This is a genomic window from Jatrophihabitans sp., from assembly GCA_036399055.1.
Classification (GTDB): Bacteria; Actinomycetota; Actinomycetes; order Mycobacteriales; family Jatrophihabitantaceae; genus Jatrophihabitans_A.
Map to the genome: position 1 here is coordinate 39,002 of DASWNX010000021.1, position 17,398 is coordinate 56,399.

At 70.6% G+C, this 17,398-nt stretch carries 15 protein-coding genes; 8 read left to right on the forward strand and 7 right to left on the reverse strand.

What is annotated here, in order from left to right:
* Positions 1 to 49 precede the first annotated feature (49 nt).
* On the reverse strand, positions 50 to 1,090 hold the full coding sequence (locus VGB75_08415) for a DUF1353 domain-containing protein (protein HEY0167050.1): 1,041 nt from the start codon (positions 1,088 to 1,090) through the stop codon (positions 50 to 52).
* A 216-nt stretch (positions 1,091 to 1,306) separates the two neighbouring features.
* On the opposite strand from VGB75_08415, the gene VGB75_08420 reads away from it, so the two are divergent.
* Positions 1,307 to 2,941, forward strand: a complete 1,635-nt coding sequence (locus tag VGB75_08420) for a hypothetical protein (GenBank protein HEY0167051.1) — start codon at positions 1,307 to 1,309, stop codon at positions 2,939 to 2,941.
* On the opposite strand, the gene VGB75_08425 is transcribed toward VGB75_08420, so the two are convergent.
* Positions 2,934 to 3,104 carry a hypothetical protein gene (locus VGB75_08425; protein ID HEY0167052.1) on the reverse strand — a complete coding sequence of 57 codons (171 nt, stop codon included), beginning with the start codon at positions 3,102 to 3,104 and terminating at the stop codon, positions 2,934 to 2,936. The two genes, VGB75_08420 and VGB75_08425, sit on opposite strands and share 8 nt — an antisense overlap.
* 148 nt (positions 3,105 to 3,252) lie before the next feature.
* Here VGB75_08425 and VGB75_08430 point away from each other — a divergent pair, with 148 nt between their 5' ends.
* Positions 3,253 to 5,658: an excinuclease ABC subunit UvrA gene (locus VGB75_08430; protein ID HEY0167053.1), complete on the forward strand. Its 2,406-nt coding sequence runs from the start codon at positions 3,253 to 3,255 to the stop codon at positions 5,656 to 5,658.
* Positions 5,659 to 5,682: 24 nt separating this feature from the next.
* Here the strand turns inward: VGB75_08430 and VGB75_08435 are convergent, their stop codons facing one another.
* Together VGB75_08435 and VGB75_08440 are read right to left on the reverse strand one after the other, a co-directional pair.
* A complete protein-coding gene (locus VGB75_08435) occupies positions 5,683 to 6,216 on the reverse strand; it encodes a PH domain-containing protein (protein HEY0167054.1) in 534 nt (177 codons plus the stop codon).
* Between the two features lie 44 nt (positions 6,217 to 6,260).
* Positions 6,261 to 7,064: a biotin--[acetyl-CoA-carboxylase] ligase gene (locus VGB75_08440; GenBank protein ID HEY0167055.1), complete on the reverse strand. Its 804-nt coding sequence runs from the start codon at positions 7,062 to 7,064 to the stop codon at positions 6,261 to 6,263.
* Between the two features lie 271 nt (positions 7,065 to 7,335).
* Between VGB75_08440 and VGB75_08445 the strand changes: the two genes are divergently transcribed.
* Positions 7,336 to 8,913: an acyl-CoA carboxylase subunit beta gene (locus tag VGB75_08445; GenBank protein ID HEY0167056.1), complete on the forward strand. Its 1,578-nt coding sequence runs from the start codon at positions 7,336 to 7,338 to the stop codon at positions 8,911 to 8,913.
* Positions 8,910 to 9,125, forward strand: coding sequence for an acyl-CoA carboxylase subunit epsilon (locus VGB75_08450; GenBank protein ID HEY0167057.1), 216 nt, complete (start codon positions 8,910 to 8,912; stop codon positions 9,123 to 9,125). Before VGB75_08445 ends, VGB75_08450 begins: the two co-directional genes overlap by 4 nt.
* A gap of 117 nt (positions 9,126 to 9,242) precedes the next feature.
* Here the strand turns inward: VGB75_08450 and VGB75_08455 are convergent, their stop codons facing one another.
* Complete coding sequence (locus tag VGB75_08455) at positions 9,243 to 10,058, reverse strand: S-methyl-5'-thioadenosine phosphorylase (protein HEY0167058.1); 816 nt, start codon at positions 10,056 to 10,058, stop codon at positions 9,243 to 9,245.
* Positions 10,059 to 10,183: 125 nt separating this feature from the next.
* On the opposite strand from VGB75_08455, the gene VGB75_08460 reads away from it, so the two are divergent.
* Positions 10,184 to 11,344 carry an acyl-CoA dehydrogenase family protein gene (locus tag VGB75_08460; GenBank protein HEY0167059.1) on the forward strand — a complete coding sequence of 387 codons (1,161 nt, stop codon included), beginning with the start codon at positions 10,184 to 10,186 and terminating at the stop codon, positions 11,342 to 11,344.
* Between the two features lie 126 nt (positions 11,345 to 11,470).
* Positions 11,471 to 12,076 (forward strand): nucleoside triphosphate pyrophosphatase, encoded by a 606-nt coding sequence (locus VGB75_08465; GenBank protein HEY0167060.1) that lies wholly within the window; start codon positions 11,471 to 11,473, stop codon positions 12,074 to 12,076.
* A 34-nt stretch (positions 12,077 to 12,110) separates the two neighbouring features.
* Here the strand turns inward: VGB75_08465 and VGB75_08470 are convergent, their stop codons facing one another.
* Together VGB75_08470 and VGB75_08475 are read right to left on the reverse strand one after the other, a co-directional pair.
* Positions 12,111 to 13,634 carry an acyl-CoA carboxylase subunit beta gene (locus tag VGB75_08470; GenBank protein ID HEY0167061.1) on the reverse strand — a complete coding sequence of 508 codons (1,524 nt, stop codon included), beginning with the start codon at positions 13,632 to 13,634 and terminating at the stop codon, positions 12,111 to 12,113.
* 124 nt (positions 13,635 to 13,758) lie between these two features.
* Positions 13,759 to 14,922: an acyl-CoA dehydrogenase family protein gene (locus VGB75_08475; GenBank protein ID HEY0167062.1), complete on the reverse strand. Its 1,164-nt coding sequence runs from the start codon at positions 14,920 to 14,922 to the stop codon at positions 13,759 to 13,761.
* 151 nt (positions 14,923 to 15,073) lie between these two features.
* On the opposite strand from VGB75_08475, the gene VGB75_08480 reads away from it, so the two are divergent.
* Together VGB75_08480 and VGB75_08485 are read left to right on the forward strand one after the other, a co-directional pair.
* Positions 15,074 to 15,481 (forward strand): MerR family DNA-binding transcriptional regulator, encoded by a 408-nt coding sequence (locus VGB75_08480; GenBank protein HEY0167063.1) that lies wholly within the window; start codon positions 15,074 to 15,076, stop codon positions 15,479 to 15,481.
* A 111-nt stretch (positions 15,482 to 15,592) separates the two neighbouring features.
* The gene (locus VGB75_08485) at positions 15,593 to 17,362 is read left to right on the forward strand and encodes an acetyl/propionyl/methylcrotonyl-CoA carboxylase subunit alpha (protein ID HEY0167064.1); all 1,770 of its coding nucleotides are present in this window, start codon (positions 15,593 to 15,595) and stop codon (positions 17,360 to 17,362) included.
* The last annotated feature ends 36 nt before the right edge of the window (positions 17,363 to 17,398 follow it).

The window sequence follows — 17,398 nt, forward strand, 5'->3', positions numbered from 1 at the left end:
GCGTCTAGCGACGCTGGCGCCAGTGACCCTTATGCCCATAGCGACGCCGTCACTTCGGCGCTCCGAGCAACGGGCCGACGACAGGCTCGTCGTCCTGGAACCCGCGCACGGCCCAGCTGATCAGATCCGGCAGCGCCAGCGTCAGCTGAACCAGCGTGGTGAGCAGCACCACCGGCAGGATCAGCGGAGCGAGCAGCACCGCGATCAACGCGACCCGCACGTCGGTGAGCGACCCGAGCGCGAGCGCGGCGAGTAGCAGGCCGCCTGCCGCCACCGCATGCCAGGACAGCGAACGCAGCGCCGATGGCGCGTCAGGCCCGGCGCCGGCCAGGCAGGCCACCGTCGTGACCAGGCTCAGCGGTATGGCGGCTATGAAGACCCAACGCCGCAACACCGCCATCAGCACCGCGACGCCGAGCATCACCGACCAGAACGCCCGGTCCGACAGCCAGCCCTCGACTCGCGGCGGCCCACCACCGAGGGCCACGGTGAGCGCGTGCAGGCCGAGGACCGCGGCGGCGAACGCCAGCGCCGCCAGCGCGATGGCAAGCACCCTGCGGTAGATGAAGAACCGCCCGTAGGACACGCCGGTCCAGAAGATCCAGCGCCGCGCCGGGCCGACGCCTTCAGAACGCAGCGTCTCGCGAAAGAGGTCATCAGCCTCGGTGCGGATCTGCGTCGGGGTCCGGCCCGGCGGGATGGGCCGACCGGCGGCGTCACGGTCGTCCGGGTGGGCGGCGATCACGCCATCGGCGACGTCACAGAGGTGGTCGTGCAGCAGCGCCGATCGCAGGTGCTGGCCATAGGGCCCGAGAATCCCCCACAGAAACCCTGGCACGGACGTGAGGTCGGTGCCTTGGCCTGGTTCCCCGATGCCCCCGGTGTGCGCCGGCGCCACGAAGTACCGGCCGTCCTCGGCGACGTAGCCGTAGGCCTCACCGAGCTGCCAGCGTGGCGAGCGCGCCCGCGCGGCGCTGCCCTGCGGCAAGCGCTCCCTGACCTCTCGCACCGAGAAGAACGTCAGCGCCAAGGGATCGGGCGGGGCGTCAGCCGGGCTGTCGGGATCGAGGCGACGGGCGACGAATGGCATGCGCGCGAGCATGCCGGGGCGCATCGCCGTTGTCCACAACGCCGTTCGCGGCTGTCGGAGCTGGGCGCCAGGCTGCGCAGCCGCCCCTGTTGGTGGGCAGAAAACGCCACTCCGCCGCCGCGGCCACGGCGCAGGGTGAGTCGGCTCAGCGACGCACCCTGACGGATCGGCTCGGCAAACGCGGTCTGAGCGGCAACCTCTGCGACTATCTGGGGCATGGGGAGCGACTCGGAACCGGGCAGCGCCGGCGTCGAGACAACCCTGGCTGAGGCCAGCCAGCTGACCCTCGGCCACCCAGGTCTCAGTGAGCCCGAACTCATGCGCGTGGCGCTGGAGGATGCTCTGGCCGCGGCCCAACACAAGCAGGCCGCTGCCCGGGCCCGGTTGACCGAGGCTCACGAAGAAGCCCAGTCGCTGATCGGCGACGCCACCCACCAGGCGATGCTGGTCGCCGCCGCCGCCGAACAGGCCGCCGAGCACATCCTGGCCCACGCCCAGGCCGAGGCGGATCAGGAGCGGTCGCAGGCCAAGCTGACCGCCACCGCCTTCCGCGCCCAGGCCGAGCAGGTCCTGCTCGGCGCCCAGCGCGAAGCCGATCAGCGGCACGCCCACCTGGCAGCCGATCTGACCCGGTCCTGGAACGAGCACGAGCGCGAGCTTCGCGAGCTTCTCGCCGGCGCGCAGGCCGAAGCCGGCGCCGTGCGGACCGCGGCAGACCAGCAGGCGGCCACCGTGCTCGATCAGGCGCGGCGCCAGGCGGCTGGGATGCTGAGCGCCGCCGAGGACTTCCTGGAGGACGCCGAGCGGGACGCGGCAGCCCGCCGGCTTGCGGTCACCCGGGAGTCGAGGGCCGTGCTCGATCAGGCCCGGGACCAGGCGGCTCGCGAACTGGCCGCCGCCGCCGAGCAGACCGCCTGGGCGCAGCAGGTCGTGACCGGCCTGATCGACACCGCGACTGCCGAGGCCAGCCGCATCCGCGACCAGTCGCATGCCGAGGCCGCCGCGGTGCTGCGCCAGGCGCGGCTGCGGCTAGGCGGTGTGCTGGCTTCGGCGTCTGAAAAACTCCGCCGGCGGCGCAGCGAGCTTGAGGACGACCTGCACGCCGCCGCCGACAGCGACCGGCAGCGGCTGGCGGAGGTGGCGGCCGAGTCGGCAGCCGTGCTGGCGCGGGCCCGCCAGCAGGCCGAAGCGACGATCGCCCACGCCGATGAGTCCGCCGCCGGGCGCCATGATCGCGCCGAGCGCCGGCTGGCCGAGGCCGAGGCAGGCGCCCGCGCGGTCCGTGAGCAGGTGGCCGAGCAGGTCGGCCAGTCGCAGCGGGAGATGTATGAGGCGCGGCGCGCGGCCAAGGCCCAAGCGAGCCTGACGATCAGCGACGCTCGCGCCGAGGCCGAGGAGGTGCGGGCCCTGGCGCACCGACTACTGGCCGAGGCCCAGGCGGAGGTGGCGTTGCTCACCGAGCGCCGCGATGCCATGGTCGCCGAGCTCGGCCAGCTGTCCGCGGTGTTCGAGGCGCTGGCCGCCCCGGACGAGCAGGGCCGCTCGCAGGAGACAGCGGCGCCCGCTGGAGCCGTTGCCGCTGAGGCGGTGCTCGACAGCACACCGGCCCAGACCGGGCAGATCGAGACCGGGCAGATCGAGACCGCGCAGATCCCGGCCCGGCCGAGCTGGGATTGGGCCGATCCGGAATCGGCCGTCCAGGACCGGCTGGCCGAAGGCGCCGAGGAGCTGGACAGCCACTTCTTACTCGAGCAGATGATGAGAGCCGCGAATGATCCAGAACGGCAGCGAGGCCATTGGCGTAGCTCTGCGCGGCTCCGAGCCCGCGGTGGTCGATCGGCGGCTAGCTGAGCTGACCGCCGCGGCACTGGCCGCCGCGAGCGGCATTCGGCCCTGCGCCGAGGATCTCGGCACGACGTGGGACGATCTCGAAGGTGACCGGCAGACCCGCCCGGCGCACCCGGCGCAGGACGCGCTGCGCGGCGGTCAGGCTGGCGATGTCCAGCCTTCTCATGCGTCCTCTGCCCGGGCGATCCTGAGCAGGCCCACGACGGCAGAAGTGACTATGACGGTTGTTCAGCACCGATGAGCGCCGGGCGCCGCCGAAGCCACAGGGCGAGGGCGGCCCCGTCCACAGAGGAAGCCTCACAGAGGGAGACAGGATGAGCAGAACCCCGGGGACGGGCCCGCAGGCGTCCGCTCCGCACGTCGCCGACAGCAGCCACGACGTGATCCGCGTGCACGGCGCTCGCGTGAACAACCTCAAGAACTTGTCTGTCGAGATCCCCAAGCGCCGGCTGACGGTGTTCACCGGCGTCTCCGGCTCCGGCAAGAGCTCGCTGGTCTTCGGCACGATCGCCGCGGAGTCACAGCGATTGATCAATGAGACCTACAGCGCCTTCGTCCAGGGCTTCATGCCTACGCTGGCGCGTCCTGACGTCGACGTCCTGGAAGGGCTCACCACCGCGATCATCGTCGACCAGGAGCGGATGGGCGCCAATCCACGCTCCACGGTCGGCACCGCCACCGACGCCCACGCGATGCTCCGGATCCTCTTCAGCCGGCTGGGCACGCCGCACATCGGTCCGCCCACGGCGTTCTCGTTCAACGTCCCGACGCGCAAGGCCAGCGGGGTGATGAGCACGGAGAAGGCCGGCGGGCGCGTGGAGAAGAGCGTGGTGCGCGACGTGGTCTACATGGGCGGCATGTGCCCGCGCTGCGAGGGCATGGGGTCGGTCTCCGACTTCGACCTCACGGCGTTGTACGACCAGAGCAAGTCGCTGGCCGAAGGCGCGCTGACGATCCCGGGCTACAGCATGGACGGCTGGTACGGCCGGATCTTCAGCGGCGCCGGCTTCGACATGGACAAGCCGATCGCGAAGTTCACCAAGAAGGAGATGCACGACCTCCTCTACAAGGAGCCGACCAAGATCAAGGTCGAGGGCATCAACCTCACCTACGAGGGCGTCATCCCGAAGATCCAGAAGTCGATGCTCTCCAAGGACGTCGACGCGATGCAGCCCCACATCCGCGCCTTCGTCGAGCGCGCGATCACGTTCCAGACCTGCCCCGAGTGCGACGGCACGCGGCTCAGCCCGGAGGCGCGGTCGTCGAAGATCAAGGGCAAGAACATCGCCGACCTCTGCAAGATGCAGATCAGCGACCTGGCCGATTGGCTCCGGGGGCTCGACGAGCCGTCCGTCGCCCCGCTGCTCGCCGGACTGCAGCACCTGCTCGACTCGTTCTCCCAGATCGGCCTGGGCTACCTCTCACTCGACCGGCCGGCCGGCACCCTGTCGGGCGGCGAGGCGCAGCGCACCAAGATGATCCGCCACCTCGGGTCCTCGCTCACCGACGTCACCTACGTCTTCGACGAGCCGTCGATCGGACTGCACCCGCACGACATCGAGCGGATGAACGACCTGCTCCTGCAGTTGCGGGACAAGGGCAACACCGTGCTCGTCGTCGAGCACAAGCCCGAGATGATCGCGATCGGCGACCACGTCGTCGATCTCGGCCCCGGCGCGGGCACCGGCGGTGGCGAGGTCGTGTACGAGGGCGCCGTCGACGGGCTGCGGGCCAGCGGCACGCTGACCGGCCGGCACCTCGACCACCGGGTGTCGCTGAAGCCTTCGGTGCGCGCCCCCTCGGGAGCGCTCGAGGTGCGCGGCGCGAACACCCACAACCTCAAAGACGTCGACGTCGACCTCCCGCTCGGCGTGCTGGTGGTGCTCACCGGCGTGGCCGGCTCGGGCAAGAGCTCGCTGATCCAGGGCTCGGTCGCCAAGCGGGACGGCGTGGTGATCGTCGACCAGGCTGCGATCCGCGGCTCGCGGCGGAGCAACCCCGCGACCTACACGGGGCTCCTGGAGCCCATCCGCAAGGCGTTCGCCAAGGCCAACGGGGTGAAGCCGGCGCTCTTCAGCTCCAACTCCGAAGGCGCCTGCCCCGCCTGCAACGGCGCCGGCGTCATCTACACCGAGCTGGGCGTCATGGCCACCGTCGAGTCCCCCTGCGAGGAATGCGAGGGAAAGCGGTTCCAGGCGTCGGTGCTGGAGTACACGCTGGGCGGCCGCGACATCGCCGAGGTGCTCGCGATGCCGGTGACCGAGGCCAAGGAGTTCTTCGGCGCCGGTGAGGCGCGCACGCCGGCCGCCCACACGATCCTGGACCGGCTGGCCGACGTGGGCCTGGGCTACCTCAGCCTCGGCCAGCCGCTCACCACGCTGTCCGGCGGCGAGCGGCAGCGGCTCAAGCTGGCCAGCCAGATGGGCGGCGACAGTGCTGTCCTCGTCCTCGACGAGCCGACCACCGGCCTGCACCTCGCCGACGTCGAGCAACTGCTCGGCCTGCTCGACCGGCTCGTCGAGGACGGCAAGTCGGTCATCGTCATCGAGCACCACCAGGCGGTGATGGCGCACGCGGACTGGATCATCGACCTCGGTCCCGGCGCCGGCCACGACGGCGGCCGGATCGTCTTCCAAGGCACGCCGGCCGACCTGGTCGCCGCCCGATCCACGCTCACCGGCCAGCACCTCGCCGCCTATGTGGGCGCCGGCGGCGACTGAGGTTGGGGCCAGGCGCGGCAGCCCTCAGGCCTGGGGCAGCCGCGGGTACTCCCGCCGGCTGGTGTCGGCCTCGATGAGCCGGTTCAGGGTCTGCTGGACGTCGTTGGCCCCGGGGATGTCGACCAGCGTCTCCTGCCCGTGCTCGCCGGCGGACTCGATGTGCAGGGTGCCCGAGCGAAAGACCCGGTCCCACAGGCTCTGCTCGTAGGCCACATCGCTGATCCGGCCGAGCGTGATGTCGCGCCCGGTGTGCTTGAACACCCCGCGCCGGATCAACACCCGGCGGTCGGTGATCACGTAGTGGGTGGATCGCCAGCGGATGACCGGCGCCAAGGTCAACCAGGTCGCCAGCACCAGCGCCAGAGCCAGCAGCGCCAGCAGCAAGACCTGCCGGGTGCCCTCGTTGTCCTGACCCTCAGGCAGGAAGGCCAGGCCGGCGCCGGTCAGCCCGCAGATGACCAGGAAGGCCGACACCGCCGGAACGAGCGTCAACCAGTGCGGATGCAGGTGCTCGACGATCTCCTCGTCCTCGTTGATCAACTTCTCTGGATAAGGCACGTGCCTACCCCCCCGTCAAGCGCGGCAATCGTGTTCAGTTCACGTTAGCGAATAACTCCACGTACGTGGGTGACGTCTCCGGCGGCCACCGGCACCAGCGCGCCCCCGCCGGTAGGCCGCACCAGCAGCCGGCCGCCCTCGTCGAGGTCCAGCGCCCGGCCGAGCAGGACGTGACTGCCGAGCTCTACCGACACCTCACTGCCCAGCGTCGCGCACACGGCGCGGTACCCGCTGGCCAGCCCGCTCGATCCGGCATCGCCGCCGTGCGCCTGCCAGGCGGTGTAGAGCCCGTCGAACCGACCCAGAAAATCCACCAGCAACTCGGCGCGGTCAAGCTCGCGATGGCCTTCGAGCAGCAGCGAGGTCGCCGTCTCGACCGGCAGCTCGGCCTGGCTGGTCACGACGTTCAGGCCAACCCCGACGACCACCGCCCCCGCGCCGGACTGCACCAGGATCCCGGCCGCCTTGGCGCCTCGCGGCCCGAGCAGCAGGTCGTTGGGCCACTTCAGCCGGGCAGCCGGGCCGAGTGTGCGAGCCAGTGCCAGCCCGGTCAGCAACGGCAGCCAGCCCCACGTCGGCGCCGGCGGCGCAGGGCGCAGCAGCACTGAGAACGTCAGGCCCTTTCCTGCCGGTGACACCCAGCTGCGGCCGAGCCGTCCCCGGCCCCCTGACTGCAGCTCGGCGACCAGCACAGTGCCGGCCGCCGCGCCGGCCGCCGCGGCGGCGAGCAGGTCGGCGTTGGTGGAGCCGGTCTCGGGCACCGCCTCGACCAGCCACCGTCCGGCCAGCCGGGCGGTGACCGCGTCGGCGTCCAGCGGTTGAGCGGGCTCGTGCCTCGGGTGGGTCATGACTCATTGTCGCCACCACACTCCGGCGCCGGACGCGCAACAGGCCGACCCGGTCGCGAGGTCGGTCACTACGTAAGCCTGCGCGGCGCCTGTCGGTCTAGGCTCAGCGCTCATGAGTGCTGACGTGGAGCCAATCGCGGCAGAACGATGGGCCCAGCCCGATCCCGCCCCGGACTCAAACCCGGTGTCGGATTTGGACTTGGACCCTGGGTCGGACCCGGACGTGGACCCGAGGTCAGGCCCGGCACCCGGCCCAGACACGACGCCCGGCTTGAACCCACACAGCACGGCCGGCAAGCTCGCCGCGCTGGAGACCCGCTATGACGAGGCCGTCCACGCCGGCTCGGCCCGAGCGGTGGCCAAGCAGCACGCCAAGGGCAAGAAGACCGCTCGCGAGCGGGTCGCGATGCTGCTGGACGAGGGATCGTTCGTGGAATTCGACGAGCTGGCCCGGCACCGCTCGACCATGTTCGGCCTGGAGGACAACCGCCCCTACGGCGACGGGGTGGTCACCGGCTACGGAACCGTGGACGGCCGGCCGGTGTGCGTCTTCAGCCAGGACGTCACCGTGTTCGGCGGCGCGCTCGGCGAGGTCTACGGCGAGAAGATCGTCAAGGTCCAAGAGTTCGCTCTCAAGACCGGCTGCCCGCTGGTCGGCATCAACGAGGGCGGCGGCGCGCGCATCCAGGAGGGCGTGGTCTCGCTCGGGCTCTACGGGGACATCTTCTACCGCAACGTGCAGGCTTCGGGCGTCATCCCGCAGATCTCACTGATCATGGGCGCCGCGGCGGGCGGCCACGTCTACTCCCCCGCGCTGACCGACTTCGTGGTGATGGTCGACAACACCTCGCAGATGTTCATCACCGGTCCGGACGTCATCAAGACCGTCACCGGCGAGGACGTCAGCATGGAGGAGCTCGGCGGCGCCCGGGTGCACAACACCACCTCAGGTAACGCGCACTACCTGGGCGCCGACGAGCAGGACGCCATCGACTACGTCAAGGCGTTGCTGTCCTACCTGCCGAGCAACAACCTGGACCTGCCGCCGGCTGGGGACCCGTCGCCGGAGCCGCACCCAGACGATCTCGACCTGTTCCTGGACACCTTCATCCCTGACTCGGTCAACCAGCCCTATGACATGCACACGGTCATCGAGCACCTGGTCGACGATGAGGAATTCCTCGAAGTGCACGCCCTGTTCGCGCCGAACATCATCTGCGGTTTCGCCCGGATCGACGGTCAGCCGGTCGGCGTGGTGGGCAACCAGCCGATGAACCTGGCCGGTTGCCTGGACATCGCCGCCTCGGAGAAGGCCGCTCGCTTCGTCCGGACCTGCGACGCCTTCAACGTGCCGGTGCTGACCCTGGTCGACGTCCCCGGTTTCCTGCCCGGCACCGACCAGGAATGGCAGGGCATCATCCGGCGCGGCGCGAAGCTGATCTACGCCTACGGCGAGGCGACGGTCCCCAAGATCACGGTGATCACCCGCAAGGCCTTCGGCGGCGCCTATGACGTGATGGGGTCCAAGCACCTCGGCGCCGACGTCAACCTGGCCTGGCCGACCGCGCAGATCGCGGTGATGGGCGCCCAGGGCGCGACCAACATCCTGTACCGCAAAGAGCTGGCCGAGCTCGCCGATGACCTGCCCCGGCAGGAGGCTCGGCGCGCGGAGCTCGTCGCCGAGTACGAGGACACCCTGGTCAACCCCTACGTCGCGGCCGAGCGCGGGTACCTGGACTCGGTGATCCCGCCGTCTGCGACCCGGGCGCTGATCGTGAAGTCGCTGCGGATCCTCAAGACCAAGCGCCAGTCGCTGCCGCCCAAGAAGCACGGCAACATCCCGCTATGAGCGCCGCCGAGCCGCTGTTTCAGATCACCTCCGGACGGCCGACGGCCGACGAGCTGACGGCAGTGACCATGCTGCTGCTCACGATCGCCCGGTCGCCGGCGCCCGACCCGCGACCGGCGCAGCAGGTGGGCGGTTGGGCCGACCCGGCGCTGCGGTTGCGCAGGCCGCTGTCGCCCGGTCCTGGCGCCTGGCGCGCTTCAACCTGGGCCTGACTGCCCTGCCCCTTCCGCCATTGTGCGGCCCGAATCCGCGGCTGCAGGCGATGTAGGCGCGGATTCAGGCCGCACAATGCCGACAGCTCAGGACAGCTCAGGACAGCTCAGGACAGCTCAGGGCAGTGGGTAGGGCGGCGTGGTGTCGCCGAAGACGTCGGCGCAGCCGCAGTCACCCTGCGCGGCGGGCAGTTCGGCCAAGGTGGCGACCAGCAGCTCCCGCAGCTTCGGAAGGTTCGCCGCGAAGGTCTGCAACACCTCGGCGTGGGTGACGCCGTGGCCCACGTCGACGCCCGCGTCGTGGTCGGTCACCAGGCACAGCGAGGTGAAGCAGAGCGCGAGCTCGCGGGCCAGCGCGGCCTCGGGCATCGCGGTCATCCCGATGATGGCGGCGCCGCTGCGGCGGTAGTCCAGTGATTCGGCGCGGGTGGAGAACCGCGGGCCGTTGATCACCGCCAGGGTGGCCGAGGCGGTCAGCGGCACTCCGGCGGCCTGGGCCGCTCGTTGGGCGCCGGCCCGGCCGACCGGGCAGTAAGGGTCGGCGAAGGACAGGTGAGCCACGCCGCTGTCACCGTCGCTGTAGGTGTGAGCCCGGCCCCAGGTCCGGTCCAGGATCTGGTCGGGCAGCACCAGCGCGCCCGGCCCGAGCTCGGGCAGCAGCGAGCCGACCGCCGAGCCGGTCACGACCTGGCGGACCCCCACCGACCGCAGCGCCCACAGGTTGGCCCGGTAGGGCACCCGGTGCGGCGGAAACCGGTGATCCGAGCCGTGCCGGGGCAGGAAGGCCACCTGCCGGCCGGCCAGCGTCCCGATCGTGAGCTCACCGCTCGGCTCGCCGTACGGGGTGCTCACCCGCAGGCTCTGGGCCTGTTCGAGCAGCGAATAGAAGCCAGAACCGCCGATGACGCCGACATCGGCCTGCGAGATAGCCACACCGCACACCGTAGCGACCCCGGGCGAGGGTGAGATGTGCCCCGCCCGGCTTGGCGTTGCGCCTGACCTCGGGAGATAGTAGGACGTCAGAACATCGGGGTCTGGTCACACCGGGGAGCCACGAGATGCAGCGCAAGCACTATGACGAGGACCATCTGGCCTTCGGCGAGGCGGTTCGCACCTTCATCGCCAAGGAGATGCTGCCGGACTACCTGGCGTGGGAGGCGGCGGGGCTGATGCCCCGGGAGGTGTTCCAGACCGCTGGCGCCAACGGGTTCCTCGGCCTGCAGGTGCCCGAGCAGTACGGCGGCGGCGGGACCGATGACTTCCGGTTCAACCAGGTCCTCGGCGAGGAGCTGATGCTGGCCGGCATCGGCGGCGCAGGCCTCGGGCTCACCCTGCACAACGACATCTGCCTGCCGTACTTCCTGCACTACTGCACCGAGGAGCAGCGGCAGCGCTGGCTGCCCGGCATCGTCTCGGGCGAGCTGATCACGGCGGTGGCGATGACCGAGCCTGGCGCCGGCTCTGACCTGGCCGGCATCCGCACCTCAGCGACGCCGGCCGGCCCAGGGGCTGACAGCGACCTGATCGTCAACGGCGCCAAGACCTTCATCACCAACGGCATCAACGCCGACCTCGTGATCACCGCGGTGCGCACCGGGCCGGACCGGCACAAGGGGCTGAGCCTGGTCGTTCTGGAACGGGGCATGCCCGGCTTCGAGCGCGGCCGCAACCTCGAGAAGCTGGGCCTGCATTCCCAGGACACCGCCGAGCTGTCCTTCACCGACGTCCGGGTGCCGGCGGCCAACATCCTGGGCGAGCTCGGCAAGGGCTTCCTCGGCATGGTGTCCAACCTGCCGCAAGAGCGGATGTCGATCGCGATCGCCGGCGTGGCCGGCGCCCGAGCGGCCCTGAACTGGACGATCAGCTACGTCCGCGAGCGCAAGGCCTTCGGCCAGTCGATCGGCTCGCTGCAGAACACCCGGTTTGTGCTGGCCGAGGTCGCCACCGAGATCGACGTCGCCCAGGCCTACCTCGACCAGTGCGTCAACGCCCTGCTGATCGGCGACCTGACCCCCGAGGACGCCGCCAAGGCCAAGTGGTGGGCCACCGAGCTGCATGGCCGGGTGGTCGACCGGTGCCTTCAGCTGCACGGCGGCTACGGCTACATGCAGGAGTACCCGATCGCCCGCGCCTACGCCGACGCCCGGGTGACCCGGATCTACGGCGGCGCCACCGAGATCATGAAAGAGATCATCGGCAAGTCGCTCAAGCTCGGGTGAGCTAGCCTCTGCTGGGCGCGGCGTCATGCTCTGGAGTGGTCATGACCCCTTGAGGGCATGACGCACCGGGGCCAGAGCTGGGCCAGCGCGCCCACGAGGTGCCAGCGAGAGAAGCGGAGCGACACCATGCGGTTCCTGCTCGCTTCGGCCTCCTCCGGACGGCTGCGGACGCTGCGCCATGCCGGCGTCGAGCCCGAGGTCGAAGTCTCCGGCGTGGACGAGGAGGCGATCACCGCGCCGACTCCGACCGACCTGGTGCGCGAACTCGCGCACGCCAAGGCGGTCGCGGTGGCCGGCAGGCAGCGCGGTGAGTTGCTGGTGCTGGGTTGCGACTCGATGCTCGAACTCGACGGCGCCGCACTGGGCAAGCCGTCCTCGGCCGAGGAGGCGATCGCGCGCTGGAAGTCCATGCGCGGACGGACGGCGGTGCTGCGCACCGGTCACACCCTGATCGAGGTCGCCGGCTCGGCGGCAGTGCGGATGTCGGACCGGGTGGCCAGCACCGAGGTGCGCTTCGCCGAACCCTCCGACGCCGAGATCGAGGCCTACGTCGGCACCGGCGAGCCATTGCGGGTGGCCGGCGCCTTCACCGTCGACGGCTTGGGCGGCTGGTTCGTCGAGGCGGTGGCAGGTGATCACCACAACGTGGTGGGGTTGTCGCTACCGCTGCTGCGCCGGATGCTGCTGGACTTCGGCTACGCCGTCTCAGACCTGCCCACCGCCGCCCGCTGACGCAGCCTGCTGCGGCGAAACCGCGGCGGCCGGCTCAGACTGGGGGCACCCCGTGTCGCTTGTCGGCCAACGGCCGGGCCTTGCCGGCGAGGGCTGCGAACCGCTGAGCGATCTCGGCCCGCAGCTCGGACGGGTCGATGATCACGTCGATCACCAGGTCGGCGGCCAGCCGCAGCAGGTCGACGTCCTCTTCGTACTCGGCCCGCTTTGCCTTGACGAAGGCGGCCTGCTCCTCCGGATCGGTGATCTCAGCGATCTTGTTGGCGTAGACGGCGTTCACCGCCGCCTCAGGCCCCATCACCGCTACCCGGGCGGTCGGTAACGCGATGCAGGCGTCGGGCATGAAACCCGGCCCGTCCATCGCGTACAGGCCGGCGCCGTAGGCCTTTCGCACCAGCACCGATATCTGGGCCACGTTCGCCTCGGACACGGCGGTGATCATCTTGGCGCCGTGCCGGATGATGCCCTGACGCTCCACCTCGGAGCCGATCATGAACCCGGGCACGTCGGCCAGGTAGAGCAGGCTGACGTTGAAGGCGTCGCAGAGCCAGATGAACCGGGCGGCCTTGTCGGCGGAGTCGCCGAACAGCACCCCGCCGCGGACCGCGGAGTTGTTGGCGACCACGCCCACCGGGCGGCCGTCGATCCGGGCCAGGCCGGTGATCAGCTCGGCGGCGAACTCCGGTTTGACCTCGAAGAACGAGTCGGCGTCGATCAGGCCCTCGATCACCTCGTGCATGTCGAAGGGCATCGACTCGGCGACCGGCACCACGTCGTCGGCCAGCTCCACGGCCGGGGCCTCGGCGGCGTAGGACGGCGCCGGCAGCCGCCAGTTCAACGGCAGGTAGGAGAAGAACAGCTTGGCCTGCTCGATGGCGTCGGCGTCGTCGCTGGCCAGGTTGTCACCGCAGCCTGAGACGGTGGCGTGCATCCGGGCGCCGCCCATCTCTTGCAGGCTGACCTTCTCGCCCACCACCATCTCGGCCATCCGGGGCGATCCCAGGTACATCGAGGCGTTGGCCTCGACCATGATCACGATGTCGCAGAACGCCGGGATGTAGGCGCCGCCGGCTGCCGATGGGCCGAACAGGCAGCAGATCTGGGGCACCTTGCCCGACAGCGCCACCTGGTTGTGAAAGATCCGCCCCGCGCCGCGGCGGCCCGGGAACAGCGCCACCTGATCGGTGATCCGGGCGCCGGCCGAGTCGATCAGCCAGAAGATCGGCAGCTCCTCGACGAGGGCGCGCTCGGTGATCCGGATGATCTTCTCCACGGTCCGGGCGCCCCACGAGCCGGCCTTGACGGTCGGGTCGTTGGCCACCACCAGCGCCGGCCGGCCCTCGACCAGCCCCTGACCGGTCACCACGCCGTCAGCCGGGAGTCCCTCGGCGGTGGCGTTGGCCAACTGGGCGTCCTCGACGAAGGTCCCGTCGTCGAACAGCAGCGCGATCCGGTCCCTGACGTAAAGCTTGTGGGCGTCGGCGAGCTTGGCGGCGGCCTTGGCCGGCGGCGCGAGCGTGGCCTGGCGGGCGGCGCGCACCTTGTCGGCGTCACTCATGTCGGTATCCCCTGCTCTTGGCTTGAGCGCTCACCGCTCAAGCGCTTCTCAGTCGTCATGGGCACAGGTTGCCAGGGCGACCGCAGAGCATGACGCTCCGGCAACGGATCGAACCGCGGCGGCGCTACTCGACGGGTAGGCCGAGAGCCCGGGCGATGACCATGCGCTGCACCTCGGAGGTGCCTTCGCCGATCTCGAGGATCTTGGCGTCGCGGTAGAACCTGGCAACCGGGTACTCCTCCATGAAGCCGTACCCGCCGAAGACCTGGGTCGCCACCCGGGTGGCCGAGACCGCGGCCTCGCTGGAGAACAGCTTGGCGATCGCGGCAGCGTGCTTGACCTCCTTGGCCGAGCGTCCGGCGTCCTTGAGCCAGGCGGCCTTGTAGGTCAGCGTCCGCGCCGCTTCGACGGCGACCGCCAGGTCGCTGATCGCGAAGGCGATCGCCTGCCGGGCGCCGATCGGCTTGCCGAAGGTGTGCCGTTCCTTGGCGTAGCGCAGCGACTCGTCCAGGCAGGCCTGGGCAAGCCCGACAGCCAGCGCCGAGATGGCGATCCGGCCGTCGTCGAGGATGGCCAGGAACTGCTTGAAGCCGGTTCCACGCTGCCCGACCAGGTTGGCCTCAGGCACCCGGCAGTCGTCGAAGACCAGCCCGTGGGTGTCGGAGATGCGCCAGCCGAGCTTGTCGTAGGGCGGCTGGACCTCGAAGCCGGGGGTGCCGCTGGGAATCAGGATCGCCGAGATCTCGGGCTTGCCGTCGACCGTGCCGGTGCGAGCGGTCACGGTCACCACCGAGGTGATCGAGGAGCCGGAGTTGGTGATGAAGGCCTTGGAGCCGTTGACCACCCACTGGCCGTCGACCAGCTCGGCCTTGGTGCGGGTGGCGCCGGCGTCCGAGCCGGCCTCGGGCTCGGTCAGGCCGAAACCGGCCAGGGCGCGCCCGGCGACCAGGTCGGGCAGCCAGCACTGCTTCTGCTCGTCGCTGCCGAAGCTCAGGATCGGGTTGATGCCCAGGCCCACGCCGGCCGAGAGCGTGATGCCGATGGACTGGTCGACCCGGCCGAGCTCTTCGATGGCCACGCACAGCGAGGTGAAATCGGCGCCGGCGCCGCCGTACTCCTCGGGCACGACCAGGCCGAACAGGCCGAGCTCGCCCATCTTGGGGATCAGCTCGACCGGAAAGTAGTGCTCGCGGTCCCAGGCCGCCACGTGCGGGGCGACCTCGGACTCGGCGAAGTCGCGCACGACCTTGCGGAAGACCTCGTGGTCGGCTGACAGCTCGAAGGACATGGCGACTCCCGGCGCTGGACGAGCCGCCGCGGTGGCGCGGAGCGCCGGCCGAGCAGCTCGGGACGGATGGGCGGTGAAGCTGGTTGACGGTGAAGAGAGGTTGATGGTGGAGCAGGTTGACGTTTACGTCAACGTTAAGCACTATAACGCTATGACCTCGGCCACGGAAGCCAGCAGGGCCGACCAGACCTGGACCGTCGGCGAGCTCGCCGACGAGCTCGGCGTCACCACCCGGACCCTGCGCTTCTACGAGGCCGAGGGGCTGATCACGCCGTCCCGAGCCGGGTCGGCGCGCGTCTATGACCACCGGGACCGGGCTCGGCTCCGCCTCATCCTGCGTGGCAAGCGCTTTGGGATGTCGTTGTCAGAGATCCGCGAGATCGTCGACATGTACGACGGGGCGGCCTCCTCCGAGCGGCGCCAGCTCGAGACGCTGCTGAGCCGCCTGGACGAGATCACCGTGGACCTGACGGCCCGCCAGCGCGATCTCAAGCGGACGATGTCCGAGGTCGGCGAGGTCGCCCAGCAGTGCCGGGACCGGCTCGCTCAACTCTCCTGACCACCCGGTCAGAGAGGTCGTTTTGTCGGACAAGCGTGCCGATTGGGTAGCCTTTGCAACACACCCACGAATCGCGGCGCCTGCGAGTCCGGCCGCAGTCAGGAGGCACGCATGCGCAAGGTGCTCATCGCCAACCGTGGCGAGATCGCCGTCCGGGTCATCCGGGCGGCCAAGGACGCCGGCCTGAGCTCGGTGGCGGTCTACGCCGACCCCGATCGCGACGCCCTGCACGTCCGGATGGCTGACGAGGCCTTCGCGCTCGGTGGCAACACCCCGGCGGAGTCCTACCTGGTGATCGAGAAGGTGCTCGACGCGGCGCGGGCCTCCGGCGCGGACGCGGTGCACCCGGGTTACGGGTTTCTCAGCGAGAACGCTGAGTTCGCCCAGGCGGTGCTCGACGCCGGCCTGATCTGGATCGGCCCGTCGCCCCAGGCCATCCGCGACCTCGGCGACAAGGTCACGGCCCGGCACATCGCGCTGCGCGCCGGCGCGCCCCTGGTGCCCGGCACCAAGGACCCGGTGTCCGGCCCCGACGAGGTGGTGGCCTTCGCCACCGAGCACGGGCTGCCGGTGGCCATCAAGGCCGCCTTCGGCGGCGGCGGCCGGGGGCTCAAGATCGCCCGCACCCTGGAGGAGATTCCCGAGCTGTACGCCAGCGCGGTGCGCGAGGCGGTCGCCGCCTTCGGCCGCGGCGAATGCTTCGTGGAGCGGTACCTGGACCGGTCCCGGCACGTCGAGGCGCAGGTGCTGGCCGACACCCACGGCAACGTGATCGTGGTCGGCACCCGGGACTGCTCGCTGCAGCGGCGCAACCAGAAGCTGGTCGAGGAGGCCCCGGCCCCGTTCCTGTCCGACGAGCAGCGCGAGCGCATCCACGCCTCGGCCAAGGCGATCTGCCGAGAGGCTGACTACACCGGCGCCGGAACCGTGGAGTACCTGGTCGGCGCCGACGGCGTGATCAGCTTCCTCGAGGTCAACACCCGGCTGCAGGTCGAGCACCCGGTCTCTGAGGAGACCACCGGCCTGGACCTGGTCCGCGAGCAGTTCCGGATCGCCGACGGCGAGCCGCTGCGCTGGACCGAGGACCCGACGCCGCACGGGCACGCGATCGAGTTCCGCATCAACGGCGAAGACCCGGGCCGGGGCTTCCTGCCGGCCCCCGGCATGGTGACCACCTACCGCGAGCCGGCCGGCCCCGGTGTCCGGGTCGACTCCGGCATCGAGGGCGACTCGGTGATCGGCGGCGCCTTCGACTCGCTGCTGGCCAAGCTGATCGTCTGGGGCGAGACCCGCGACGAGGCACTGGCCAGGTCACGCCGCGCGCTGGATGAGTTCGTGGTGGACGGCATGGCGACCGCGCTGCCGTTCCACCGCGCGGTGGTCCGCGACCCGGCCTTCGCCCCCGCTGACGGCGCGCCGTTCACCGTGTTCACCAGGTGGATCGAGACCGAGTTCGACAACCAGCTGCCGGCCTTCAGTGGCGGCGCCGACGCCGAGACCGAGGCCGGTGAGCGGGATCGGGTGGTCGTGGAGGTGAACGGCAAGCGGCTGGAGGTCACGCTGCCGGCCGGCTTCGGCGCGGCCGGTGCGGCGGGCGCCGGCGGCGGCGGCGTGAAGAAGGCGCCCAAGCGTTCGGGCAAGAAGCGAGCCGGCGCGGCAGTGTCCGGTGACGCCCTCACCGCGCCCATGCAGGGCACCATCGTCAAGGTCGCGGTCAGCGACGGGGACACGGTGGAGGCCGGTGACCTGGTGGTGGTGCTGGAGGCCATGAAGATGGAGCAGCCCATCAACGCCCACAAGGCCGGCACGGTCACCGGGCTGTCGGCCGAGGCCGGAGCGGTGGTCACGTCCGGCTCGGTCATCTGCGAGGTCAAGGACTAGAGGGACTGCAGCCGCCCGGGTGACGTGCGCCAGGGC